This is a genomic window from Ruegeria hyattellae (assembly GCF_041537925.1).
In the GTDB taxonomy this organism is placed as follows: Bacteria; Pseudomonadota; Alphaproteobacteria; order Rhodobacterales; family Rhodobacteraceae; genus Ruegeria_C.
Map to the genome: position 1 here is coordinate 135,761 of NZ_JBGOSH010000004.1, position 23,785 is coordinate 159,545.

Here is a 23,785-nt window from a genome sequence, read left to right on the forward strand (position 1 = left end):
ATGGCCAATCAGTTCCTGTCCAAGATCCGCGTGGCCCCGGACGATTTCGTGCGGGCGGGTGACGTGCCGGTGCTGGAGCGTCACGCCGAATTGCAAGTGCTGCTGTCGGAACGGGCGGGGCCAGAAGTGGCGTGTTTGTTCGCCGAGCCGCTGATCAGCCGCGGCAATGACGAGGCTGCACCGACCGTTGCCTGGTATGCCGATGCGACCGGAGAGGCACAGCCGCTCAGCCGGTTGAGCCCCGCCGAGCAAGACCGGATCTCGGCCTATCTGTCCGACCATCTGCGACCGCTGCGGACGCTGGCCGAAGATCCGGCGCAGAGCGGTCTGGCCTGGGGCGCGCTGACCACTTTCGGGGCAGAAGATGTGATGGTGGCGGATGGCCGCCCCTTCATCGTGAACTGGGGACTGATGCCCGACGGGCGCGGGGCCAGCGCGGCAGCGCGGCCTGCGCATTTTGAAGCCACATTGGGCCGTTTCATGCGCCTGCCCACAGCTGCCCCGAAACCCTCAGTCGCGCCTGCGGTTGCTGTAGCGCCGGTGGCGGCACAGCCTCCGATCGATGACTCCGCGCCCCGGACCCGCCTGTCCCCATTGGCTTGGGTGCCGTTGCTCGTGCTGTTGCTGATCGCTGCGGCGGTGCTGTTCTGGCTCTTGCAGCCGGGCACAAGATTGTTGCCGAAAGAGCCGCCGCGCATAACCGAGGCCGGGACGCTGGAAGCGCAAAACGCGCTTAACGCCAGCCTGCGTGAGCGCATCGCTTCGCTGGAAACCGCGCTGGACGGTGCGATTTGTCGCGCCGATGGTGTGCTGATCCTGCCCGGTGGCCTGACACCCGAAGGCTTGCTGCCGCCCGCCGAGGGCACCGCATTCCCCGAACAGGCCGAAGCCGCCCCCGATGCGCTGCTGCCCAACAAGGCCGACCGCGTTCTGGTGCCCAACCCCGAGGCGCCCGACCAGCCCGACGATCTGGTTAGCCATCTCGACAACCGCACTGTTCTGGTTCTGGCCGAGGGACCCTCCGGCGTTGCGGCAGGGTCGGGTTTTTCCATCGGTGACGGTCATATCCTGACAAACCAGCATGTCATCGACCTTGGCGCTGATACGCGTGTTGTGGTGATTGGTAAGGCCTTGCCCGAGCCTCAGGCGGCCACCGTTGTCAAGGCCTCCGGCCCGCTGGCCGAAACCGGCGACGATTTCGCGCTGTTGCAGATCGAGGCAAGTGATCTGCCCGGCTTCACCTTTCATCAACCGCCATCGTCGCTGCGCCTGAGCAACGTGATTGCGGCGGGTTTTCCCGGAGACGTTCTGGAACTGGACCTCGATTTCGCCGGGCTGATGCGCGGTGACGCGAGCGCTGTGCCGGCACTGACCGTGACCGATGGGATCGTGAACACTGAACAGCAACTGGCGCCGGACACCAATGTCCTGATGCATTCCGCACCGCTTAGCACTGGCAATTCCGGTGGTCCGCTGGTGGATATGTGCGGGCGGGTTGTGGGGATCAACAGTTTCGTGCGCAAGGGGCCGTTACAAAACCGCAGCTACGCGCTGGCAGTGCCGGATGTGCTGGAGTTCCTGCAAGGCACGCCGGCGCAGCCGGTGCTGACCGAGGAGGTCTGCGCGCCGCAGGTCCGCCCGCAAATCGCCCAATCGATCCCGACAGAGGAGTAATGTCGGGTGTTTGAAGCACTGCTCACAACCACCACCTCGGAAGGGCTGCAACCGCTGGGTACGGCGGCGCAACGCTCTTATGAGCTGGTGACCGGCGCGTTGCGGCAACGACTGGGGGCAGACTATGCCTATCTACTGGCCGAGCCGGTCAGCACGCCCCATGGCGACCGCATCGACTGGCACGCGCCGATGGCAGGGCAGCCGTTGCGCCTGTCTGATCTCGCGGCTGAAGAGCAGGACGCGCTCAAGGCGCGGCTGGGCGAAATGATTGCCGCAATTCTGTCTGAAGCGGAGACGCTGGAGGCCGGGCCGGGCTCGGACGAGCGCCGCTTGGGCGAGGCGTTGCGCAACGCGGTGGAAATCCCGTCCGAGGACATGATCCACGTGATCCGCAGCGCTGATGGCGATCACCCGGTGCTGGTGCATTGGGCCTGGGTCAGCGGCGAGCGGATGGCTGTGCGCGGGGTGCTGACCAAAATGGTGCCGCGCGCGCAACCGCTCAGCGCGGTGCAATCCGGCCCGGTGGCCAGCGTCTGGACCAGCCCGGTCTGGTGGTGGTTGATCCTGCTGGGCTGGCTGCTGCTGGCGGCCCTGTTGGCGCTGATCCTCTATTTGATGATCCACCCTTGCGGGCTGAGCCCGTTTGGCCCAGATCATTGCCATGAAGAGACAGCGGAACTGTCGGCGGCCTATTCCGAGTATCAGGTGCTGGGCGACCGTGTCGCACGCCTGCAGCATGAGATCGCGTTGACTGACCGCGCCTGCAGGCCGGTGGTGCCGATTGCCCCCGCTGAGGCCCCTGCGGAACCCGCCGCGCCGCAGCCCGAGGAAGAAGGCGGGCTGTTGCCAAATCTCATCCAGAAAATCAAGCGCTTGGCAGGGCTGGAGGATGCGTCCTACACTGTGCCCGAAGCGCCGAATTGAAGCCCGAATTGAGAGACGTGAATGCAAAGCAGTGAACACCTAGCCCGGTTGGTCGATTGGCGCGACGAGGTGACGCTTGTGCCCTATTCGGGCGTGCAAATTCTCGATTTCGGATTCCGTTTGGATCAGGTCGAGGTCAAGAACGCGCGGTTCATCGAACGTCAGGTCGGCGGCGATGACGCCAATGAGGAATGGGCGTTGATGCCGCTCACCGGCGACGCCGAGACCGATGAGGCGATAGAAGAGGCCGCACGCGACGATGACGACTCCTATTCGGTGCGTCCCATAGCTGCGTTAGAACCATTTCTGTCGAAATGGGTGCCGGTGCCGGTGCTGCGCATCAAGACGGATCGTGGCCCGGGTGGCGAGGAACGCTTCGATCCCGGCCCCTCGACCTGGGCGCGGATGCGGGTGGTGGAACTGGACAGCCCCGAGGGCGAAGGCGGCAATACCCATCGCGTGCAACTGGCCATCGATACCGCCTTGATCGAGGCCGCACAGGCGGACCGCTATCTGGCGCCCGAGCGCGCGGATGCCGAGAAATCCCGCGAGTTCCGCTTCGTGTCCGATCCTGCGCATATGGACTGGTTCCTGCGCCGGTTGGACAGCGACGGCGACGGGCAGGCGCTTGATCTGCAGAAGTGGGTGTCCGACTGGCTGGAGGAGGCGTTTATCGCCTTCAAGCGCGCAGAACGGCCCGGCAGGCGGATCACCCCTGACACGCTGCCACACAAATTCGAGCATTGGGCGCGCTATCTTGCGTTTCTGCGGCTGGTCAATCATGCGGTTAGCGTGCCACGTCTGCGGCTGGCCAACACCGTCTCGCAGCGCGACGGGATGACGCCGGTGGATGTGGAACTGGTGCTGGATGTGGGCAATTCGCGTACCTGCGGCATCCTGATAGAGCGGTTCCCGGGCGAGACGCGGCTGGATCTGGCGCGATCATATCCTCTGGAAGTCCGCGACCTGTCGCAGCCCGAGCGGACCTATTCGGGCCTCTTCGAAAGCCGAGTGGAGTTCTCCGAGTTCCGCATGGGCGACGAACGCTTTGCCAGCCGCTCGGGCCGACGCAACGCCTTCATCTGGCCCAGCTTCGTGCGTACCGGACCCGAGGCGCTGCGGCTCGTCGCAGGCGAGGAGGGGACCGAGACGGCCTCGGGTCTTTCGAGTCCCAAACGCTATCTCTGGGATGACACGCCCTTGCAGCAGGACTGGCGGTTCCATCACCACTCCGATCCCAACAACCTGCCGAAATCGCTGCGGGCGGGGATGCGGTTTCTAAATGAAAACGGCGATGTGCTGGAACAGATCGCCGCCGATGAAAAGGCCCGGCTGCGCCCGCGCGGCAAATCGCAAACCAACCCGGCGATCCGGCCCCGGTTTGCGCGCGCCTCGCTCTTCGGCTTCATGCTGGCCGAGATCATCGCCCATGCGCTGATCCAAGTGAACGCGCCCGCAAGCCGGGCGCGGCGGGCGCAATCGGAACTGCCGCGCCGCCTTGACCGGATCATACTGACCCTGCCCACCGCGACCACCGCGCAGGAACAGGCGATAATCCGGTCCAAGGCCAAGGGTGCGCTATCGCTGGTGTGGTCGCTGATGGGGCTAAGCTCGGGCGAAAGCGCGATCTCGCAGCCCCCCGAACTGATCGTGGAATGGGACGAGGCCAGCTGCACGCAGCTTGTCTATCTCTATTCAGAACTCACCCAAAAATTCGATGGCCGAATCGACCGGTTCCTTGAGCTCAAAGGCCGCCCGCGCGCGCGCTCCGACGGGGCTGATCCGACGCCGTCGTTGCGTTTGGCCTCCATTGACATCGGTGGCGGCACAACCGACCTGATGGTCACCACCTATTGGGGCGAGGCGGGGCGTGTGCTGCACCCGCGCCAGACTTTCCGCGAGGGGTTCCGCGTGGCCGGTGACGAGTTGTTGCAACGGGTCATCGCCTCGATCATCCTGCCGGGACTGCAAACGGCGATCGAGGTGAGCGGCGGGCGCTACGCCGCCGAGAAGATCCGAGAGTTATTCGCGGGCGATACCGGTGGCCTCGATCAGCAGAGCATCCAGAAACGGCGGCAATTTGCGCTGCGCGTGCTGATGCCGCTGGCTGTGGCTATTCTGGAGGCCTGTGAGACCGCAGATGAGTTTGCCCCGCTCGATCTGACGATTGCCGATATCCTGCCACTGTCGGACAGCGGTGATGCCAGCCTGCCGGATGTGCTGACCGACTATATCGAACAACCCGCCCGAACGCTTGGCGCTGAGGAGTTCCATCTGCGCGATGTGGTACTGTCCTTCAGCCGGGACGAGGTGGATGCCATCGCCCGCGAGGTGCTGCAAAAGGCGCTGGGCAATATGGGCGAGGTGATCGCGCATCTGGGTGTCGACGTGGTGCTGATCACCGGGCGTCCATCGCGCCTGCCTGCGGTACGCGCGATCCTGCAGGAGATGATGGTAGTGCCGCCGCACAGGCTGATCCCGATGCACAGCTACAAGACCGGGCGATGGTACCCGTTCCGCGATCCGGTGACCCAGCGCATCGGCGATCCGAAATCCACGGTCGCAGTGGGTGGCATGCTGATCGCGCTCAGCGAGGCACGCATCCCTAACTTCAAAGTGATGACCGGAGCCTTCCGCATGCGCTCCACCGCCCGCTATATCGGTGAAATGGATACATCGGGGCAAATTCTGGCAGATCGCGTGTTGTTTTCTGAGGTTGATCTGGACGCGGGTAAATCAGCGCAGGATCTTGAGGCAAGCGTGAAGATGTATACGCCGATCCATCTGGGCGCGCGGCAGTTGCCGCTGGAACGCTGGACGACGACACCGCTCTATCGGCTGGATTTCGCGACCCAGTCGGCGCAGGGCCGGGCACCCTTGAATGTCACGTTTGAGCGCACAGAGTTTGACGGGGACAGCGATGTGGAAACCTCCGACACCGTATTGAGGCGCGAAGCCATGCGCGAGGCGTTCTCGGTCACTGAGGTTGAGGACGCCGAAGGCGACAGCATGAAGCCGGGCGAGGTGCATCTGCGCCTTCATACGCTGGGGTTCGAGGATGAATATTGGATCGATACCGGACTTTTCCGGCTGTAGGTTGAGAAGATGAGCACAGACGTACAGGAACAGCTTGCACAGGAATGCGCCCGTATCGCCTCGGTCTGCGGCGAGGCGCTGACCTGGGTGCAGGACCCCGGCAATGGTGATCTGCTGGGGGCCGAGGCGCGGTCGCTGATCCGGTTGATGCGACAATCGGCGCGGCGTTCGCGGCGGTTGAGCCGGTCGGCGCGGACCCGCATGTCGGTCAGCGTGTTCGGCCCCAGCCAGGCGGGCAAATCCTTTCTGGTCTCGGTGCTGGCCCGACCCGAGAACGGGCGTCTGGTGGCGGATTTCGAGGGGTCGGACGGTCAGCTGGATTACATCCGCCAGATCAACCCCGAGGGCGAAGGGGAAAGCACCGGTCTGGTGACGCGGTTCACCATGGAACGCGCGCCCAGCCCCGCGGGCTTTCCGATCCGGTTGAATCTGCTCTCTGAGGCAGACATCGCCCGCACAATGATCAATTCATTCTTCATGGATGGCGACCGGTCCGAACCGGTCCCGGAACCGGGCGATATCGCGGCGCATCTCGATCAGTTCAAACCGCGCGCAGGCACGGTACAGCCGGGACTGGATGAGGATGACGTGCATGAGATCGCCGAATATGTCGACAGCCATTTCGGGCGAGAGGCCTATGCCACCGCGCTGCGCCCACTCTGGGAAGAGGCCGCGCAAATCCTGCCGGGCCTGTCGCGTGTGGACCGGGCCGCGTTTCTGTCGCTGCTTTGGGGCGGTCATGCGCCGTTTTCCGAGCTCTACCTGACCCTTGCCGATGCGCTGGCGCAGCTCGATCATGCGGCGCAGGTCTATGCCGGGCTGGATGCGCTGGTGCCGCGCGAGGCCTCGATCATCGACGTCAAAACGCTAAGCGGGGCGGCAGATGGTACGCCACTCAGCGTGACCACCGAACAGGGGCGGCAGGCAACGCTGCCACGTTCGGTCATTTGCGGGTTGGCAGCCGAACTGGTGCTGCCGATGCGCGACCTGCCGTCGCAAATGTTTGCGGATACCGATCTGCTGGATTTCCCCGGCGCACGGAACCGCTTCGAACAAGACCTATCGAAAGCCTTTGAAAGCCCTGATAATTTGCTTCCCGAACTGCTCTTGCGGGGCAAGGTGGCCTATCTCTTCGATCGCTATGTCGAGGATCAGGAAATCACTTCAATGCTGCTGTGTATTCCGGACAGCAACATGGAAACGGTGGATCTGCCAGGGTTGGTGCAGAACTGGATCGCCAAGACCCATGGCCCGACGCCCGAGGCCCGGCGGGCGGCGGATTGCGTGCTGTTCATGGTGCTGACCAAGTTCGACAAGCATCTGTCGGACAGCGCGGCAGAGGGCGGGGACGAGACCCGGTTCGACCGGCGAATGCAGGCCTCACTGTTGGAGAAATTCGGCAAGGGCAGTGACCCGTGGGTCAGCGAATGGCAGACGGGCCAGAGCTTTGACAACTGCTTCTGGTTGCGCAATCCGAACTATTATGTCGACGGGCTGATCGACTATGACGAAGACCGCCGCGAGCTACGCCTGCGCCCCGAAAAAGAGGCGCGGTTGGCCGAGCTGCGCTCAGGCTGTGTACAGGCGCCGTCGGTGCAGCGGCACTTCGCGTCACCCGAGGCGGCTTGGGATGCGGCGCTATCGCTTAACGATGGCGGGGTGAACTACCTCGCGCAACATATTGAGAAGGTGTGTAAACCCGACAGCAAGTTGGTGCAGATCAGGGCGCAGTTGCGGCAAGTCATAGATGAGCTCGCGCGCGCCATGGCCCCGTTCCATGTCTCGGATGATGTGGAAAAGCGCATTGCCGAGAAACAAGATGCCGCTGCGCGCGTCATCGACGATCTGGAACAGGTTCTGTCTCGACACCGCTTTGGCGCGCTGGTTTCGGCCCTGATGGTCGATCAGGAAGAGATCGAAGGCCGGATCAGCCGGGTACCCAGTTCGATCCGCATCACAAACGCGGTGAACGCGGCCGAAGGCGGCAGCGCTGGCCTGCAACGCCCGGGCCGTCCGACGCAGCGCTCGCAGGGCACACCAGACGGCATCCGCACCATGACCCTGGAGCAGTTTCAGGCAGAAACCGCGTTGGAGGCCTGGATCGAAGGCATGAAGGCGCTGCGCAGCGATGCGATGCGGCTTCGGGCCTATGGGATCGGTGAAGGCACATCGGGTGATCTGGTGGCTGAACTGATCCAGGCGGCACGACGCACCGATCTGAGCGACCGCACAGCGGACATTTTGCGTGAGGTGAATTTTGGACTGACGGTTGAGAAACAGGCGCAACCGGCCTCGATTCTGGGGGCTGAAGCGATCAATGGTTTTGTCTCGACCCTAGGCATGCAGGATGTGGCCGAGGCCGACAGGCCCAAGGTGCAAAACAGTGATGGTAGCGAGCGCGCGATCTTCGTGACGCCGGCACCGTCGGATAGCGCCGATGATTTGCCGCAGCAGCCGCGTCCGACAGCGCAGAGTTTCTGGACCGACTGGGTCTTTGGCCTGGATGCAATGTTTGTCGCCAATGCCAAGGACGGTCTGGGCGGGCAGGTCGATGTGGATCAGAATCTGGCGCTGGGCCGCATTCTCGGCGCATTGAACGGGCAGGGCGGATGAGGATCAAAGTCCACCCGGACCCCCAGAACCCCTCGGGCGGGTTTGCCTTTCTGGAACTGCCCGGCGAATCGATGCCGGATCAGGTGCGCGTGGCGGTGCAGGATGCCTATTCCGGGCGCTGGCTGCATCCGTATGCGGGGGTAGCAGAGGAGCCGAACTGGCAGCCGCAAATGCAGGAGCTTGGCCCGTTCGACATCTTCCGCCATGACGGGGCCGACTGGTTGCGGCTGGGACCCGAAGTGGTGAACCGGCTGGAGGAATACACCGCACTGCGGTTCCGGATCGACGGCAAGCAGTACGAGGCGATTTGGCCTGACAGTGTTGCGCCGCGCACGGAAAAAGCGGTGCCGGGGGCGTTGCGGGTCACCACGCGCGCGCAACCGGTCGTGGAGCCGGTCCAGGTGAAATTGCCGCCAGAACCTGTTGAACCAGAAACGGAAATTGCCTCAGTTGAATCAGTGGAAACTCCGCCGAAACGGCGCGGTTATGCGCTCTGGCTGGGCGTGCTATTGCTGCTCTGTGCGGCGGGCGCGGCGGCGTGGTATATGCTGTCCGAAGAGAGTGACTCGATCACACCGGAGGGCCTGACGCCGGTCGCCGAGACCAGCGGCTCTGCCTGTGCCTTGCCCGCGCTTCGGGCACTGGGCGGGTTCGATGCACAGATTGCGGCGGTGCGAGACTGCGGATCGGATGTATCGCCCGATGCGGCTCTGACCCTGATTGAGACCGCCGCCAAACAGGGCAACCCGGAGGCGCTGACACTGTTCGGTACGCTTTATGACGGCGACGAACTTGCCCCGCGGATCGAGAACCTGACCGGGCTCACATTTGCCGATGATCCGGCACAGGCGGCGGAATACTACGCCGGAGCGGTGGCGGCGGGCTCAGGTGAGGCTCAGGCGCGGCTTGACGCAACCTGTGCGCGGCTCGACGGGTCCTCGCTGACGCTGGAAAAGGGGGCATTTGATGATTTCTGCCGTTAAATCCGCCGCAATCGCCCTTGGCTTCGCAATGATGCTGACGACCCCGTCCAGTGTCTCGGCGGCAGATCGGCCCTTGCTGGCTGAGGGGCGAAAGACTGTCTATCAGCGGGTTTTGACCCGTCCGGGCGCCCTGCAATTCTCGGAACCAGATGGCGGTGTTCTCCGCCAATATCCCGCCTTTCAGCCGCTTTATGTCTATGCCACTCAGCCCGGCTGGTACCAAGTGGGCCGTTCGATTTCCGAGGGGCCTGACGGTTGGCTGCGCGCCGATCAGGCGGTGGAATGGAAACAGAATATTGTCGCCGCTTTCACCAACGCTGCGGGTCGGCAACGGCAGGTGATGTTCGACAGCGAAGAGCGCCTACGCGACCTGATGGAAAACGACGCACTGCAGTCCGAACAGGCGCAGATCCTGCGCGAAGTGTCTGAAGGTGCGCTTGCGCCTGAGCGCGGTGTGGTGGCAGCAGAGCCCGAGGAATATATCAACATCGTTGAACGGCTTTACCTGATGCCGATCCTCGATTTCACCCAGGACCTGCACCCGCTGAATTACGAGGATAACCTGCTGATGCAGGTCGCCTCGGTGCCGCTGCGCGAAGATGGCGCGCAGGCGGGCATGATCGCCGATAATTTCGATGCGGGCATCGTGTTTGTCCTTGATACCACCAGTTCGATGGACCCCTATATCCAGCGCACGCAGGCGGCGGTCGCAAAGATCATCGGTGATATTCAAGGCACCGAGGTTGGCTCGCGCGTGCAGTTCGGCGTTGTAGCATTTCGCGACAATGATGCGGCTGCCCCGGGCCTTGAATATCGCACCAGAACGCTTCTGCCGCTAGAACGGCGTGATGATCAGACGCAGGTCGTCTCGACCATCCGTGCGGCGTCCAATGTGGCCCGCGTCAACTCGCCCGGATTCAACGAGGACAGTTTGGCCGGGGTCGAAGATGCTCTGGAAGGCACCAACTGGTCAGGGAGCGATGGCGATCCATTCGATGCGCGGATCGTGGTACTGATCACCGATGCCGGGCCGAAGGATGCCCGCGACCCTAACGCTCGCTCCGGGATTGGCCCCGCCGAATTGCAGCGTGCGGCGCAGGACAAGGGCGTTGCCGTTATGACCCTGCATCTGCAGACACCTGCCGGGGGCGCGGCGCAACATGCTTATGCCGAAAACCAATACCGCCAGCTCTCGCGCTTCAATGACGAGACCTTTTACTATGGCATTGCCGATGGCTCCGAGGCCGCGTTTGAGCAGGAGGTGACGCAGCTTGTCACCGCGCTGACTGATGTCATCCGCGTGGCGCGCGACGAAAAACCGCTGCTCAGCCCGGATGAGGCGGGCAAGGTGGCCAATCTGGGGTTGGCGATGCAACTGGCCTATCTCGGGCGTCTGAAGGACCGGCAAGCCCCGGATGTGATCGAAGGCTGGGTGTCGGAAAAGGCGGTCGAAGATCCAACCCGTCTGGCCATCGAGCCGCGTTTGCTAGTTACCAAGAACGAGATGGCGACGATGGCCGATCTGCTGGAACAATTGCTGGAACTGGGCGAGCAGAGCCGCAATGCCGAGGATGCCGACACCTTCTTTGCGCAGGTCCGCGATGTAGTGGCGCGGATGGCACGCAACCCGGATCGGCTGGTGAACACCGACGCGGAAACCCTTGGCGGGGCATTGGAATTTCTCGAAGACCTGCCCTATGAAAGCCAACTCATGCTGACCACACCGGCCCGATGGCAGCAAAGCGCGATGATCCGGCGGCAGATCCTGGACGGGATGCGGCAAAAGCTGACGCAATACCGCAAATGGCTGCTGGACCCCGCTGTTTGGACGGCGCTTTCGGACGATGCCCCGGATGGTGAGCATGTCTTTGCCATGCCGTTTGATGTCCTGCCATGATCGCTGAGGGCGGGCTGACCGTTCGCAATGGTGCCATCGAGGTTGCGGATATCGACCGCGTGTTCCGGGTCGAGATCGACGCGCTTGATCTTCCGCCCGGCGGGGTGATCGCCCTGTCCGGGGCCAGCGGTTCGGGCAAGACGCTGATCCTTGAGGTTCTCGGCCTGCTACGCCCGCCTGCCAAGGAAACGCTCTATGCGGCTGCGGGCAATGATCTGGCCGCGCTCTGGTCGCGCGGGGCGGATGGTGATGAGCTGCCGCTGATGCGGGCGACGTTGTTTGGATTTGTGCCCCAGACTGGCGGCTTGCTGCCGTTTCTTGACGTTAGTGACAACATCGCCCTGCCGCAGCGGATCTGTGACCGGCCCGATGCCGTGTGGTGCGCCGAACTGATCGAGCGGTTGGGCCTCGCCGATCTGCGCACGCTCTTGCCTGACGCGCTGTCCATCGGTCAACGTCAGCGGGTGGCAATTGCCCGCTCGCTGGCCCATCGCCCCGCCTTTGTGATCGCGGATGAGCCGACCGCCGCGCTGGATGCGCAAAGCGCCGATCAGGTATTGGCGCTGTTGCTGGAGGTGGCCCGTGATACTGGCGCAGGGCTGCTGCTGTCCTCGCACGATACCGACCGGATCGCCCGTTTCGGGATCGAGATGCGGCGGCTTGAACCCGCAAAGGACAGGCCCTTCACCACAAGGTTGGAGGCCGCTCCATGCTGATCACCTGGCTGGCCTTCAAGGATCTCTGGCGCGAGCGGTTCTATCTGTTCTGCAATTGCGCCTTGCTGGTGGGTATTCTGGTGCCGCTTCTGGTGCTGTTCGGCGTCAAGAACGGCGTCTATTCTGCCCTGATCGGCGAAATGATGGAAAACCCCGCCTATCTGCAGATCGACACAGCGGGCAATGTGACGCTGAGCGAGGACGATCTCGCGCCCTTGCGCGGCTGGACCGAGATCGCCTTCATGACCCCCAAGGTGCGCACACAGTTTGACTATATGAATGTCCGCCAGAGTAGCGGTCGGCGTATCCGGCAGGCGGTGATCGTGCCCTCGGGCACAGGCGATCCGACGCTGCCGGCGGGGGCACGGCTCGACAACAGCAACGTTGCAGTGAGCGCGCTGCTGGCGCGGCAGTTGGAGCTTGCGCCCGGTGCCTCCGTTCAGCTGATCAGCCAGGCTGAAGGGCGGCCGAGGCAGCTGGTGCTGGATATGCGAGTGGGGCTGGTGCTGGAGGACCGTGCGCTGGGCGGTCGCGCGGTTCTTGTCCCGTTTGAGACGCTGGACCTGATCGAGGCCTTTTACGATGCCTATGCCTTGCCCGATCACGGGATCGAGGCGGGCAAGGATATCGCCGGGCGGGTCCCGGCCTATTCAGGCGCGCGGATTTATGCCCGTGACCTTGAGACGTTGCCAGGACTGCAGGCCCGGATCGAGGATCAACTTGGCGTGACCACCCATGCCCGCACCGCCGATGTCACTTCGCTGCTGCGGCTGGGGCGCAACCTGACCCTTGCATTGAGCTTGACGGCGGGGATCGCAGCGCTGGGTCTGGCCGCCGCGCTGACGCTCAGCTTCTGGTCCGAGGTGGCGCGTAAGCGGCGGGTGCTGGCCAGCCTTGCGATGCTTGGGCTGACCCGCCGCCAACTGGCGCTGTTCCCGGTGGTGCAGGCGCTGGTTGCGGCGGCGCTTGGCCTGGTGCTGTCGTTCCTGCTATATGGGATCGCTGGCCGTATGGCGCAGCTTTGGTTTGGGCAGGGGCTGCCGGGCGGTCGCAGCCTGTCGGTGATCTCGATGGGGCAGGCCCTGATGATCTCACTTGCGGTATTTGTCGTTGTGGCGCTTGCCGCCGCAATCGCCGCTTGGCGTGCGCAGCGGTCGGACCCGGCGTTGGTTCTGCGGGAGGTTTCATGATTGGGCGCATCTTGGCGTTGGCTTGGCTTGCCGCAACACCGGCCATGGCGCAAACCACGCCGCAGTCCACACCTGAAACAGGTGGGTGGGAGATAGAGCTATATGACCCCGGCGCGGGTCAGGCGCCTGCCGATCTGCTCTTGCCGATGCCCTGCGGCGGGTCGATGGCGTTTCAGAAAGTGGTGGTGCCGCTGGATGCCGCCGATCCGCTGGCCGACCGGCGGGTGCGGTTGGGGCAATCCTCAGAAAGGGCGGGGTATTCCGATTATCTGCGCACGGCGTTTCTGCGTGGCCCGTTCAGCGACGACCCCTCCAGCACGCATTATTACATCTCGCGTTATGAGCTGACGCAGGGCCAGTTTCGCGCGCTGCAAGGTGATTGCAGCGACGGGGGGCGTGCCGACCGTATCGCGCGCGGCGGGTTCAGCTGGTTTGACGCGGTGACGCTGGCGCAGAACTATACCGCATGGCTCTATCGCAACGCGCCCGATAGTTTACCGCGCAGCGGCGATGCGTCCGGCTTCCTGCGCCTGCCGACCGAAGCCGAGTGGGAATACGCAACGCGCGGTGGCGCCAAGGCAGACCCGAGCGCGTTTTCCGATCCGCGCTATTTCACCGATAGCGATCCGCGGGAGCATGCCTTCTATCAGGGTGGCGGGGCGCGCGGGCGGCTTGGGCCGGTCGGGTTGCGAAAGCCCAACCCGCTGGGGCTTTATGATGTCTACGGCAATGCCGAGGAACTGATGCTGGAACCCTATCGGATGAACGCCGCCGGTCGCGCCCATGGTCAGGTGGGCGGTGTGGTGACGAGGGGCGGTTCTGTCCTGTCCAGCGCGGGCGATCTCTATTCGGCGCAACGGACCGAGTATCCGCCGCATGACACCCGCACCGGGCGACCCCTGCGTGGCGAGACCTTTGGTCTGCGGCTGGTGATCGGTGCGCATGTCTCGACATCTCAGGCGCGGCTGGGCGAGATCGAGGACAGTTGGCGCGCATTGGCCGCAGAGGGCGACGATGCGCAGGGCGATCCGGACCGCACCCTTTCGGACCTGATCCGGGCGGAACCGGACACCAAGCGGCAACAGGAACTGGATGCCTTGCAACTTGAGCTACGCCAGAACCGCGATCGCATCCAGACTGCGCTGGACCAGTCGGCGCGCGCGGCGCTACTGTCAGGCGCGGTGTTTGTCGAGGCGTTGCGTGATAGTGCCGCCCAGATCGACGCCAAGGCGGCGAGCATTCGGATGCTGGTCGAACTGCAGCGCACCGGCGGTGGCAGCGGTCTGATGGAACGGCAATTGCGCGGCCATGTCGAAGAGATCAAGCAGATGCGGCGCCAGCGCCAGTTCTATCTGTTGTCCTATCAGACCGCGCTGGACACATTGGCGACGGATTATGCACCAGACGAAACAGAGCGGCTGCGCATGGTGCTGGAGCAGGACCTGACACAGGCCGGGCAGACCCGTCTTGCGGGCGCATTGGACAGATTCTCGGACGATCTGGGCGTTTATGCGCAAACACCCGATATGAGCCAGCAGGCCCTGATGAACCTCGCGCTGAACTGAAACAGTCCGTCGTTTTTGACACGATCCGTAACCCAAGTTCACTTTTACCGGCAATCGGACAGCGAAAAGGCGCTGAAACTTGACAAGACGCGGCTGGTTTGGTGGGCTGTGTGGGTCTGTTCATTTAGTCTCGACAGGAAATCTGTCGATCTGGGTTCTGATTGTTATGGGCCCGCGACTTCAACGAGGTTGTTGAAATGTATACCAAACATATCTGTATGGCAGTGCTGGCCTCCAGCGTCGCACTGATTCCCGCAAAACAGGCCCCCGCGGATGAGGCGGCGGCCCTGATCGGTGGCGCACTGCTTGGGGGCATCATCGTGAACGAGGTTCACAAGAACAAGCAGCGCCAAAGGGCCGCTACCCAGCGCCAGCGCAGCACCGCGCCCAGATATTCGGGCATCTCTTCCGCTCAGCGGCAGCAGAACCGCGACGTGCAGGCGGCGCTGAATTATTTCGGCTATAATGTCGGGGCGGTTGACGGGTCGTTGGGACGCAACAGCCGTGCCGGTATTTCGCGCTTTCAGGCCGATATGGGGTATCCGATCGACGGCTACCTCAATGATTACGAGCGCAGCTTCCTGCTGAATTCGCAACAACGCGCGCTCGCCAGCGCCCATGTGGCCCCTTACAATCAGATCGTTGCCACGCAGGGGCAGGGCGGCTTGCTGCGCACATATCGCAACGAACAACTGGGCATCCAGACCCCGCAGGTGCAACCTGCCACGGCTCCGGCCCCGGCAGCCCCGGCCCCGACGCCTGCACCCGCGCCTGCTCCGGCGGCCACACCGGTCAAGACCGACGATGCCGAACTGCCGGATTTCACGTTTGGCCAGACCGCACGCTCGCCCAATGAGCACTGCAACGAGGTCAATGTGCTGACCGCAGCCAATGGTGGTCTGACGCAATCAGGTCAGGTCACCGATCCGGAATTTGCTCTGAATGAACAGTTCTGCGTGGCCCGGACTCAGGCGATGGCGCAAAGTTCACGTCTTGAGGCGACGATTCCCAACATGACCAGCGCCCAGATCCAGGCACAGTGCGATGGTCTGGCGCAGGCGATCGCACCGCAGATCAAAGGTATCGACAACGAACCGCCCGCGCGTGTGATCGCAAAGACCAAGACCTTTCTGGAAGGGTCGGGCCGGTCGATGGACCAGTTGCAATCTGCAGGCGAGGTCTGCCTAGGCATCGGCTACCGCACCGACACGCCGAAACTGGCGCTGGCCTCTGCCGTGTTGCTGACAGCCACGGGTGAGCTTGGCTATGGCGAGTTGGTCAGCCACCAACTGCGCGAAGGGTTCGGCGTGGCCAAACCCACCGGACAACAAGCGGCCGAGTGGATGAAGCTGGCAGTGAGCGCCGCGCAAAATGGCGGTGCGGTGTTGGGTCAGAACCCGGACCGGCTGGCAATTCTGAGTGCGGCGAACAATGGCGCAGGCACCGGAACGGCGGCGCTGCCGATCTTCCCGACTACCGAAAACTGACCGCCGTAAGGTACATATAGAAAAAGAAAACGCCCGTCCGTTCTGCGCGGATGGGCGTTCCTTTTTGTCCCTCGGTCAGACCTTGCGATCCGGATGTTCAAACCCGGCCTGTCCTATTTATGGGTTTCTAATTCGGCTATTCGAAGCACTCGGTCAATCCGCAGCTACGGCCCGGTCCCGGTGTGTGACGCGAAAGCCTCAACTCGCTGGGTCCGTATACGTGCTCAACTGTTCGGCGATGCGGCGTTTGACGGGCGGCAATTCCCCCAGCACAGGTAGCAGGATGCCCTGAAACTCGGCCGCCTTCAGCGCCTGCGGTACGTCTTCGTTGGCATGGCCGCCCTGGCAGGCAAAAAAGGGCAGGCAGATGCCGCGCGCACCGATCCCGCGCGCGGCGTCTTCGATCGACGGGGGCTCCTCGACAAAGCCGACCCGTATATCGCAGCCGTGGAGCATGGGCTTCAGCATATCGGCAAAGGCATTGACAACCGCCGACGGATTGCGGCTGCGGCCCGAGCCATGCGCTGCCAGCACAAGCGTGGTGTCCTGCGGCTGCCAACCTTGCTGCGCCATGGTTTCGGACAATGTTTGCGCGGCCAGGCGGGGAAGGTCGGGCTCTACGCCCAGAGGGTTCAGAATGGTCAGATCCTGCGCGCCTAACCTGCGCGGCAGCACCTCGGTCACGAACCAACCCCGCGCCATGAAGAGCGGGTAGACCGGCGCCTGCGAGGGCAGGGTCTGCACCGCCGCATCCAGCTCTCCGGGCGCGGCCAGTGTGGCGCTGGCCAGCGACAGGCCCGGCGCGTGGGCCTCAACCCCGCGCGCGAACGCGGCCAACTCGGCAGAGGCGGGTTCAGGATCGGAGGGTTGTCCGTGGGCGACGATCAGGGCATCGGGCATGGGGTGTCCTATTGGGGCTTGGGACATAAATGTCGCGGCGTCTGCCAATGTCAATCCGGCGCAGCCGTCATCTCAGCAGGGTCAGCCACATCCAGACACTCAGCACCGAGGCACCGGTGGCCAGCAGCACCGACGATGCCGCCACCCGTTTCGCGCGGCCATAGAGGCTGGCGAAGATATAGGCGTTGATACCCGGGGCCATCGCCGCAGTCAGGACGCCCGAGCGGAACAGATCCTGCGGCAGCGACAGGGCGGTGCCGAAGCTCCAGACTAGCGCCGGATGCAACAGCAGCGAGATCGCGCAGACAAAGGCGATGGTGCGCATGTCGCCTTCGGGCCGGTATTGCACCAGCACGCCGCCCATCGCAAACAGCGCCACCGGAAGGGCGGCGCGGATAATGAGTTGCAACGCGTCATCGATCACGCCGGGCATGCTGAGCCCGCTGAAGTTGAAGGCAAAGCCCAGCCCGATCGCGATGATCAGCGCGTTGCGGAACATCGCGCGCAGTACTGCCGTCACGGTCTGACGCCCGCCATTGCCGCGATTGCGGATGATCTCCATCACCGTGATGCCGAGGCAATAGCAGAACGGTGCATGGATCGACACGATGGCATAGTTGCCCGCCAGGCCTTCGGTCCCGTAGGCTCGCTCGGTGATCGGGATGCCCAGCATCAGCGAGTTCGAGAACAGGCAGCAGAACCCGATTGCGACGCAATCCTCCCATGGCCTGCGAAACAGAACCCGCGCGCCCATCAACCCGGCGGTGAAGCACAGCGCGGCGGCCAGATAGAAGCTGATCAGCAGGTCGGGATTGAAACTGCTTTGCAGGTCCAGTTTGGCGATCGCGTGAAACAGCAGGCAGGGGATCGCAAAGCCGGTCGCAAAGCGCATCAGCGCGTCGTTATGGGGCTGCTTGATATAGCCCACGCCGGTTGCGACATATCCCGCGCCGATCACCAGAAAGACCGGCAGGATGACAGTGGCCAAGGTGTTCAGCATGACGGGTCTGCCGGCATGCGGGTCATGTCAGAGCACCAATTCGATTACCATCCCGTCAAAGGCGGGAGTGATGTGGTCGGATGTTTCGGCCTCGACAGTGGCGTAATCCAGGTCGAAATGCATGTTGGTCAGGATGCCGCGTTTCGGCTGCGCCCGTGCCATCCACTCCAATGAGCGTTCCAGATGGGCGTGGGTCGGGTGCGGGTTTCGGCGCAGCGCGTCCAGCACCCAGATATCCAGATTACTGACCGCGTCCCAGGCCTCATCCGTCATCTCGGATACATCGGGCAAGTAGGCCAGATCGCCAATGCGGAACCCTAACGCGTCGATGCTGCCATGGCCGACCCGAAAAGGCCGGAACGGGATCGGGCCGCCGGGGCCGTCGATTTCGAAAGTACCATCGATGGTCTTGAGGTCCAGAATGGGTGGGTAGGGTGACCCTTCGGGCTGCACGAAGGCGTAACCGAAGCGGCCGAGCAGGGCGTTCTGCGTGTCGCCATCGGCCCAGACCGGCACCCGTGCGCGCATGTTGAACACGATCATGCGCAAATCGTCGATCCCGTGCACGTGGTCAGCATGGGCGTGGGTATAGACCACCGCATCCAACCGCCCGGTGCCGCTGGCCAGCAACTGGTTGCGCATGTCAGGAGCGGTGTCGATCAGGACTGTCGTGGTGCCCTCGGCCCCTACACGTTCCACCAGCATCGAACAACGCTGCCGTCGGTTGCGCGGGTTCTCGGGATCGCAATCGCCCCAGAGCCCGCCCAGCCGCGGTACCCCGCCGGAAGACCCGCAGCCGAGGATCGTGAAGCGCAGCGTATCGCTCATGCGGCGGCCCGGTATTGTGCGGCCTTGGCGAATAGGCGGTCGAAATTCTGCTGCGTTTGCGCAGCAAAATCGGCGTAGTCCAGCCCGAACAGTTCCGCTCCGACCCGGGCGGTATGCGCGGTAAAGGCAGGCTCGTTGCGCTTGCCGCGATGAGGTGGCGGGGCAAGATAGGGTGCATCGGTTTCGACAAGGATACGCTCGACCGGGGCGGCGACGAATATGTCGCGCAATTCCTGGCTTTTGGGAAAGGCGGCGATGCCCGACATCGACAGGTAGAAGCCCAGATCCAGCGCGGCGCACGCCAGACCGGCGCTGGAGGAAAAACAGTGCATCACGCAGGCATAAGGCGCGTTGCGGTATTCCTCGGCCAGAATGCGGGCCATGTCGTTATCAGCGGCACGGGCATGGATGATCAGCGGCAGGCCGGTGCGCTGTGCGGCCTCGATATGGATCCGCAGAGATTGTTTCTGAACCTCTGCCGAGTCGGACGTGTAATGGTAATCCAGCCCGGTCTCGCCAATGCCAACGAATTTTGGATGGGCCGACAGGGTGACCAGTTGGTCAACGGTGACCATCGGTTCCTCGGCGACGCTCATTGGATGGGTGCCTGCGGCGTAAAAGACCCGTGCATGGGCCTCGGCAATGGCGCGCACATTGGGTTCGTTGCGCAGCCTTGTGCAGATCGTCACCATGCGCGTCACGCCTGCCTCGGCGGCACGGGCGACGAATTCTGGCAGCTTGCCCTCGAAATCGGGGAAATCGAGATGGCAATGGCTGTCGGTAATCTGAGGGATCGTGCTGTCGTTCATCCGGTCTGGCCAACGGTTTCCTGCATCTTGAAAACCGTATCTAGGACAAGCGCAGCGGGGTCAAGGTTGACCGCCTGACCATGTCGTGCGCGGGCCGAGACCGTCGCTGCCGTTTGTGCCCAGGCACGCCCGGCATGAGGTGAGGCGGCAAGTCGTGCCAGTACCTGTGCCTCGCCACTGGCGGCCTCGGGCGAGGGTGGCTGGCCGCTGGCACCAGTCCGCGCCAACCGGTTGAGTGCGATGTCGATCAGGTTCAGCAGCAGCTCGAACCGCTCTGCCGCGCCGCGCTGTGCGCTGGCTTCGGCCAGCTTCAGGGCGCGCGGGCGGTCGAGACGCGGCAAGGTGCCCATAATGGCGATCAGTTCCTCGTAGATACGCAGCCCGTCCAGATTGATCAGTCGCAGCGCTGCGCCCACCGACCCCGCCGCCAGCGCCGCAAGGTGACCGGCGTCAGACGGCGCATCGGCCCCGGCCTGATCCAGCGCGGCCTGCATGTCCTCGGGCGAAAGTGGGTGCAGCCGCAGGGTTCTGCAGCGCGAGCGGATCGTCGGCAACAGCCGCGAGGGCTGGTGTGAGATCAGCAGCAGCGTGGTGCGGGCGGGCGGCTCTTCGAGCATTTTCAGCAGCGCGTTAGCGGCGCTTGTGTTCATCTCGTCGGCGCTGTCGACCAACACCACCCGATGCCCGCCATCCGCCGAAGATAGGCCAAAGAACTTGCCCAGTCTGCGAATATCATCGACCACGATCTCGTTGCGCAAGCGTTTGTTGTCACTGACTGATCGGGTCACTGAGGCCAGACCGGGTTCGGCCCCGGACAGAATGCGCCGTGCCACCGGATGCTCGGGATCAACGGCCAGCGAAGTTGGGGGTGGCGGCGCGCCGAACAACCCGTCCTCGGCGGCAGGAGGCGTGGCCAGCAGGAACCGCGCGATCTGCCAGGCAAGCGTTGCCTTGCCGACACCGTTTGGGCCGGTGATCAGCCAGGCATGGTGCAGGCGGTCCGAATTGAACGCTTCCAGAAATGCCTGCTCTGCCTGCGCGTGGCCAAACAGCCTCTGGGTCTCACGCGGATGCGGTGCGCCGGGGGCCTGGTCTGGTGCTGGAAGATCATCGCTCATCGTGATGACCCTTACAGTGCTTTGAGCACGATGTCCGCCACATCCTGCGCGACGTCACCCATATGCCGGTTGCCGTCGATAACACGGAACCGGTCGGCATATTCCCGGGACAGATCCAGAAAACCCTGCCGCATGCGTTTTTGCAGTTCGGGTCCAAAATCCTCGAACCGCTCTTCGGTGCCCTGCCGCCCCTTGGCGCGTGCCAGGCCGGTTTCGGGGTCCATGTCGATCAGCAGGGTTAGATCGGGTTCGCGCCCGATCATCAGGTCATGCAACTGATCCACCAGTGCCCGCAGATCCCCGCGCGACAGGCCCTGATACATGCGGGTGCTGTCGGCGAAACGGTCGCAGATCACGATCTGGCCTGCTGCCAGCGCAGGCAGAATGGTCCGCTCCATATGGTCTCGGCGCGCCGCAGTGAAGAGCAGGATTTCGGTTTCCGCCGACCAGCGGTCGGGCTCGCCTTCCAGTACCAGCCGCCGGATTTCCTCGGCCCCCGCCGATCCACCCGGCTCACGGGTCAGGATCACCTCGCGGCCCTGCGTCCGCAGCACATCCGCCAACAGCCGCGCCTGCGTCGATTTTCCGGAACCGTCGATGCCTTCGAAGGTCAGGAACAGGCCCCGCGCCGTCACGAAGACCCCGCGGGCGCGTTGATAAACTGGTCGAACAGCATCATGCCTGCCGTTTTCAGGCGGACAATGAAGCCGCCAAGCGGCACGTCCTGTGCGGCCACCAGCGGGCGGCGAATCTCGGGCAATTCATCGGGTTTGATGATCAGTTCCGCCAGTTGCTGGCCTTGTTCGATCGGGGCGTTGATCGGTCCGTTATAGACCACCTCGGCAGTGATCTCCTTGTCGCCCAGTACCGGGACCAGCAGGCTCAGATCGTCGCCGGGCACCAGCCCTACCGATCGTTTAGCGCCCATCCAGACTTGTGCTTGGGCAACCGCTTCGTCGCCTTCGGCGAGGGTTTTTTCGACAAAGTGGCGAAACGACCAGTTAACAATGGCCTCGGCCTCCTCTGCGCGCTTGGCATTTGTATCAACCCCGGTGATCACAAAAATCACCCGGCGATCACCCTGCTTGGCGGATCCCACAAGACCATATCCGGCCTCGGCGGTGTGCCCAGTTTTCAGCCCGTCCGCGCCGATGCCCAGCTTGAGCAGCGGGTTGCGGTTGTTCTTGTTCGAGGGCGCGCGGCCGTCAAACTCGAACACCTCTTCGGAGAAGAGCGGGTAATATTCCGGGAAATCCGTAATCAACCGGTTCGCCAGGACCGCCAGGTCATGCACCGACATCCGGTGTCCGGCGGCCGGCCAGCCGTTGGAGTTGGCGAAGTTGGAATTGTTCATGCCGATCTGTTCGGCCCGCTTGTTCATGTAGCGGGCAAACCCGGCCTCGGTACCGTCGGGGCTGAGCGCCTCGGCGATCACCACACATGCGTCATTGCCCGACAGCACGATAATGCCGCGTAGCAGGTCCTCGACCCGGACCCGGTCCTGGGTATTCAGGAACATGGTCGAGCCGCCATAGCTCATCGCGTGTTCCGAGACCGGCAGTTGTTCGTCCAGCGTCAGCCGTCCGTCGCGCAGTGCCTCGAATGCAACGTAAAGCGTCATCAGCTTCGACATCGAAGCAGGTGGCAGCGGCTCGTCGGCATTTTTGGACAACAGCACCGTGCCGGTGCCCTGATCGAGCACATAAGCCGCCTTGGCAGAGGTGTCGAACGCAGCAGCGGGCAGGCCGACAAGCGCTAGGGACAGGACGAGGGCGGTTCTTTGAAGTTGTGTCAGCACCGGGTCTGACCTCCTTTTATCTCTTCACGATATAGGCATCTGAAAACCCGGTCTTCTTGACCTTGTTCAGCAATGCCGTGCGTTCCGATTTTGTGTTTGCGGGTCCGACGACGACCCGCCAGAATGTCTTGCCGCTGGCGCTTTCCTCAAGGACCGAGGGAGTCATTCCGGCGCTGCGCATCTGATTGGCCGCGCGGTTGGCGTTGGCCTCGACGCTGAAGATGCCGATTTGCACATAAGACGACCCCGGGTTTGCCGCTGGGGCCTGCGCTGCCGGTGTTTCAGGTGCAGCCTCGATTGCCGCAGCGGCGCCTGCGATCGGGTCCAGCTCGGTTGCGGTGATCTCGTCAGTGACCTCGACCGTTTCGACCTCAGTTATCTCTTCTTCTTCGATCACCGGCTCGGGTTCGATCACTTCCTTGCGCAGGGCGATCACGTTCAATTCGACCGGTGCGCCCGCCAGCATACCCAGCGCTTCGGCAGTGTCGGACGAAACCTGCAGGCGCGGGCCGGGAATGTCGCGTTCACGCCGGAACAGCGCGCCGACGACGGACCTGCCATTTGCGGTGTTGGTGATGATCACCCGTTCCGGGTCGGTTGCATCCGGATGCGCGACCCAGACCCCACCCAGCGAGGGCCGCCCGTCCCAGAGTCCGGCCTCGGTGGCCTGAAACACGTTGGGTGCCTCGACGTCGCGCTCGATGGCCTTGGAACTATCCTTGCTGGGCGACGCGCCGGTTTCCGATTTGTCCTTGGGCTGCAGGAAGGCGGGGCGTTTGCCTTCTTCGCACCCGGCCAGAACGGCCAGCGAGAGCACCAGCACAGCCGGAGCAACAAGGGCTTTGCATTTCACGATTGCTCGAACCATGGTCATATTCCTTGCCTGAGTATGGCCGCCTAAGCGGCCCGGTGCCGGTTGTCCGGTCATTCTATGATCAGGGCAAAAAACCCCATTGCGGCGGATCATAGCCTGCGGGTTGTGCCAATGAAAGACCGCAGGACCGGCCTCGGCAAGTTTTCCCGCTTTTTGCTTGCGCGATCTTTCGTGACGATCTAGATCACCAGCCCAGCGGGGAGGTGGCAGAGTGGTCGAATGCGGCGGTCTTGAAAACCGTTGAGCGTGAGAGCGTTCCCAGGGTTCGAATCCCTGTCTCCCCGCCACAAGCTGTTCGTCAAACGAAGCGCCA

At 63.3% G+C, this 23,785-nt stretch carries 18 protein-coding genes and 1 tRNA gene; 11 read left to right on the top strand and 8 right to left on the bottom strand.

Translation table 11 applies throughout. The annotated features are described in order from the left end of the window. From AB1E33_RS11480 to AB1E33_RS11525, 10 genes are all read left to right on the top strand, one after another. On the top strand, nt 1–1,674 hold the full coding sequence (locus tag AB1E33_RS11480) for a S1C family serine protease (protein ID WP_372577416.1): 1,674 nt from the start codon (nt 1–3) through the stop codon (nt 1,672–1,674). 6 nt (nt 1,675–1,680) lie between these two features. After that, entirely contained in the window at nt 1,681–2,598 is a 918-nt protein-coding gene (locus AB1E33_RS11485; protein WP_372577417.1) for a hypothetical protein, read from the top strand. 21 nt (nt 2,599–2,619) lie between these two features. After that, nucleotides 2,620–5,694, top strand: a complete 3,075-nt coding sequence (locus AB1E33_RS11490) for a virulence factor SrfB (protein ID WP_372577418.1) — start codon at nt 2,620–2,622, stop codon at nt 5,692–5,694. Between the two features lie 9 nt (nt 5,695–5,703). Continuing rightward, on the top strand, nt 5,704–8,307 hold the full coding sequence (locus AB1E33_RS11495; protein ID WP_372577419.1) for a virulence factor SrfC family protein: 2,604 nt from the start codon (nt 5,704–5,706) through the stop codon (nt 8,305–8,307). After that, on the top strand, nt 8,304–9,290 hold the full coding sequence (locus AB1E33_RS11500; protein ID WP_372577420.1) for an SEL1-like repeat protein: 987 nt from the start codon (nt 8,304–8,306) through the stop codon (nt 9,288–9,290). The genes AB1E33_RS11495 and AB1E33_RS11500 overlap by 4 nt, the downstream gene beginning before the upstream one ends. Beyond that, nucleotides 9,274–11,187, top strand: coding sequence for a vWA domain-containing protein (locus AB1E33_RS11505; RefSeq protein WP_372577421.1), 1,914 nt, complete (start codon nt 9,274–9,276; stop codon nt 11,185–11,187). Before AB1E33_RS11500 ends, AB1E33_RS11505 begins: the two co-directional genes overlap by 17 nt. Further along, nucleotides 11,184–11,903, top strand: coding sequence for an ABC transporter ATP-binding protein (locus AB1E33_RS11510; RefSeq protein ID WP_372577422.1), 720 nt, complete (start codon nt 11,184–11,186; stop codon nt 11,901–11,903). Before AB1E33_RS11505 ends, AB1E33_RS11510 begins: the two co-directional genes overlap by 4 nt. Next, nucleotides 11,897–13,093, top strand: coding sequence for an FtsX-like permease family protein (locus AB1E33_RS11515; protein ID WP_372577423.1), 1,197 nt, complete (start codon nt 11,897–11,899; stop codon nt 13,091–13,093). Before AB1E33_RS11510 ends, AB1E33_RS11515 begins: the two co-directional genes overlap by 7 nt. Further along, a complete protein-coding gene (locus AB1E33_RS11520; protein ID WP_372577424.1) occupies nt 13,090–14,658 on the top strand; it encodes an SUMF1/EgtB/PvdO family nonheme iron enzyme in 1,569 nt (522 codons plus the stop codon). The genes AB1E33_RS11515 and AB1E33_RS11520 overlap by 4 nt, the downstream gene beginning before the upstream one ends. Nucleotides 14,659–14,855: 197 nt before the next feature. After that, entirely contained in the window at nt 14,856–16,145 is a 1,290-nt protein-coding gene (locus AB1E33_RS11525; RefSeq protein ID WP_372577425.1) for a peptidoglycan-binding domain-containing protein, read from the top strand. A 198-nt stretch (nt 16,146–16,343) separates the two neighbouring features. On the opposite strand, the gene AB1E33_RS11530 is transcribed toward AB1E33_RS11525, so the two are convergent. From AB1E33_RS11530 to AB1E33_RS11565, 8 genes are all read right to left on the bottom strand, one after another. Continuing rightward, nucleotides 16,344–17,045, bottom strand: coding sequence for a CbiX/SirB N-terminal domain-containing protein (locus AB1E33_RS11530; RefSeq protein ID WP_372577426.1), 702 nt, complete (start codon nt 17,043–17,045; stop codon nt 16,344–16,346). Between the two features lie 67 nt (nt 17,046–17,112). Further along, nucleotides 17,113–18,045 carry an AEC family transporter gene (locus tag AB1E33_RS11535; protein WP_372577427.1) on the bottom strand — a complete coding sequence of 311 codons (933 nt, stop codon included), beginning with the start codon at nt 18,043–18,045 and terminating at the stop codon, nt 17,113–17,115. A gap of 27 nt (nt 18,046–18,072) precedes the next feature. Further along, nucleotides 18,073–18,873 carry an MBL fold metallo-hydrolase gene (locus AB1E33_RS11540; RefSeq protein WP_372577428.1) on the bottom strand — a complete coding sequence of 267 codons (801 nt, stop codon included), beginning with the start codon at nt 18,871–18,873 and terminating at the stop codon, nt 18,073–18,075. Beyond that, nucleotides 18,870–19,682 carry a TatD family hydrolase gene (locus AB1E33_RS11545; RefSeq protein WP_372577429.1) on the bottom strand — a complete coding sequence of 271 codons (813 nt, stop codon included), beginning with the start codon at nt 19,680–19,682 and terminating at the stop codon, nt 18,870–18,872. Before AB1E33_RS11545 ends, AB1E33_RS11540 begins: the two co-directional genes overlap by 4 nt. Beyond that, nucleotides 19,679–20,800, bottom strand: coding sequence for a DNA polymerase III subunit delta' (locus AB1E33_RS11550; protein WP_372577430.1), 1,122 nt, complete (start codon nt 20,798–20,800; stop codon nt 19,679–19,681). Before AB1E33_RS11550 ends, AB1E33_RS11545 begins: the two co-directional genes overlap by 4 nt. Nucleotides 20,801–20,811: 11 nt before the next feature. Next, nucleotides 20,812–21,435 carry a dTMP kinase gene (gene tmk, locus AB1E33_RS11555; RefSeq protein ID WP_372577431.1) on the bottom strand — a complete coding sequence of 208 codons (624 nt, stop codon included), beginning with the start codon at nt 21,433–21,435 and terminating at the stop codon, nt 20,812–20,814. After that, nucleotides 21,432–22,598, bottom strand: a complete 1,167-nt coding sequence (locus tag AB1E33_RS11560; RefSeq protein WP_372577432.1) for a D-alanyl-D-alanine carboxypeptidase family protein — start codon at nt 22,596–22,598, stop codon at nt 21,432–21,434. Before AB1E33_RS11560 ends, tmk begins: the two co-directional genes overlap by 4 nt. A 16-nt stretch (nt 22,599–22,614) precedes the next feature. Then, the gene (locus AB1E33_RS11565; protein WP_372577433.1) at nt 22,615–23,466 is read right to left on the bottom strand and encodes an SPOR domain-containing protein; all 852 of its coding nucleotides are present in this window, start codon (nt 23,464–23,466) and stop codon (nt 22,615–22,617) included. Between the two features lie 203 nt (nt 23,467–23,669). On the opposite strand from AB1E33_RS11565, the gene AB1E33_RS11570 reads away from it, so the two are divergent. Then, nucleotides 23,670–23,759: transfer RNA gene (locus AB1E33_RS11570), tRNA-Ser, on the top strand. Nucleotides 23,760–23,785: the final 26 nt, after the last annotated feature.

What these genes read in the sequence shown, in the direction of transcription:
- AB1E33_RS11500 (WP_372577420.1), top strand. Translation starts at nt 8,304, where the DNA reads ATGAGGATCAAAGTCCACCCGGACCCCCAGAACCCCTCGGGCGGGTTT.
- AB1E33_RS11525 (WP_372577425.1), top strand. Translation starts at nt 14,856, where the DNA reads ATGTATACCAAACATATCTGTATGGCAGTGCTGGCCTCCAGCGTCGCA.
- AB1E33_RS11505 (WP_372577421.1), top strand. Translation starts at nt 9,274, where the DNA reads ATGATTTCTGCCGTTAAATCCGCCGCAATCGCCCTTGGCTTCGCAATG.
- AB1E33_RS11490 (WP_372577418.1), top strand. Translation starts at nt 2,620, where the DNA reads ATGCAAAGCAGTGAACACCTAGCCCGGTTGGTCGATTGGCGCGACGAG.
- AB1E33_RS11535 (WP_372577427.1), bottom strand. Translation starts at nt 18,045, where the DNA reads ATGCTGAACACCTTGGCCACTGTCATCCTGCCGGTCTTTCTGGTGATC.
- AB1E33_RS11545 (WP_372577429.1), bottom strand. Translation starts at nt 19,682, where the DNA reads ATGAACGACAGCACGATCCCTCAGATTACCGACAGCCATTGCCATCTC.
- AB1E33_RS11540 (WP_372577428.1), bottom strand. Translation starts at nt 18,873, where the DNA reads ATGAGCGATACGCTGCGCTTCACGATCCTCGGCTGCGGGTCTTCCGGC.
- AB1E33_RS11550 (WP_372577430.1), bottom strand. Translation starts at nt 20,800, where the DNA reads ATGAGCGATGATCTTCCAGCACCAGACCAGGCCCCCGGCGCACCGCAT.
- AB1E33_RS11530 (WP_372577426.1), bottom strand. Translation starts at nt 17,045, where the DNA reads ATGCCCGATGCCCTGATCGTCGCCCACGGACAACCCTCCGATCCTGAA.
- AB1E33_RS11480 (WP_372577416.1), top strand. Translation starts at nt 1, where the DNA reads ATGGCCAATCAGTTCCTGTCCAAGATCCGCGTGGCCCCGGACGATTTC.
- AB1E33_RS11495 (WP_372577419.1), top strand. Translation starts at nt 5,704, where the DNA reads ATGAGCACAGACGTACAGGAACAGCTTGCACAGGAATGCGCCCGTATC.
- AB1E33_RS11515 (WP_372577423.1), top strand. Translation starts at nt 11,897, where the DNA reads ATGCTGATCACCTGGCTGGCCTTCAAGGATCTCTGGCGCGAGCGGTTC.
- AB1E33_RS11510 (WP_372577422.1), top strand. Translation starts at nt 11,184, where the DNA reads ATGATCGCTGAGGGCGGGCTGACCGTTCGCAATGGTGCCATCGAGGTT.
- AB1E33_RS11520 (WP_372577424.1), top strand. Translation starts at nt 13,090, where the DNA reads ATGATTGGGCGCATCTTGGCGTTGGCTTGGCTTGCCGCAACACCGGCC.
- AB1E33_RS11565 (WP_372577433.1), bottom strand. Translation starts at nt 23,466, where the DNA reads ATGGTTCGAGCAATCGTGAAATGCAAAGCCCTTGTTGCTCCGGCTGTG.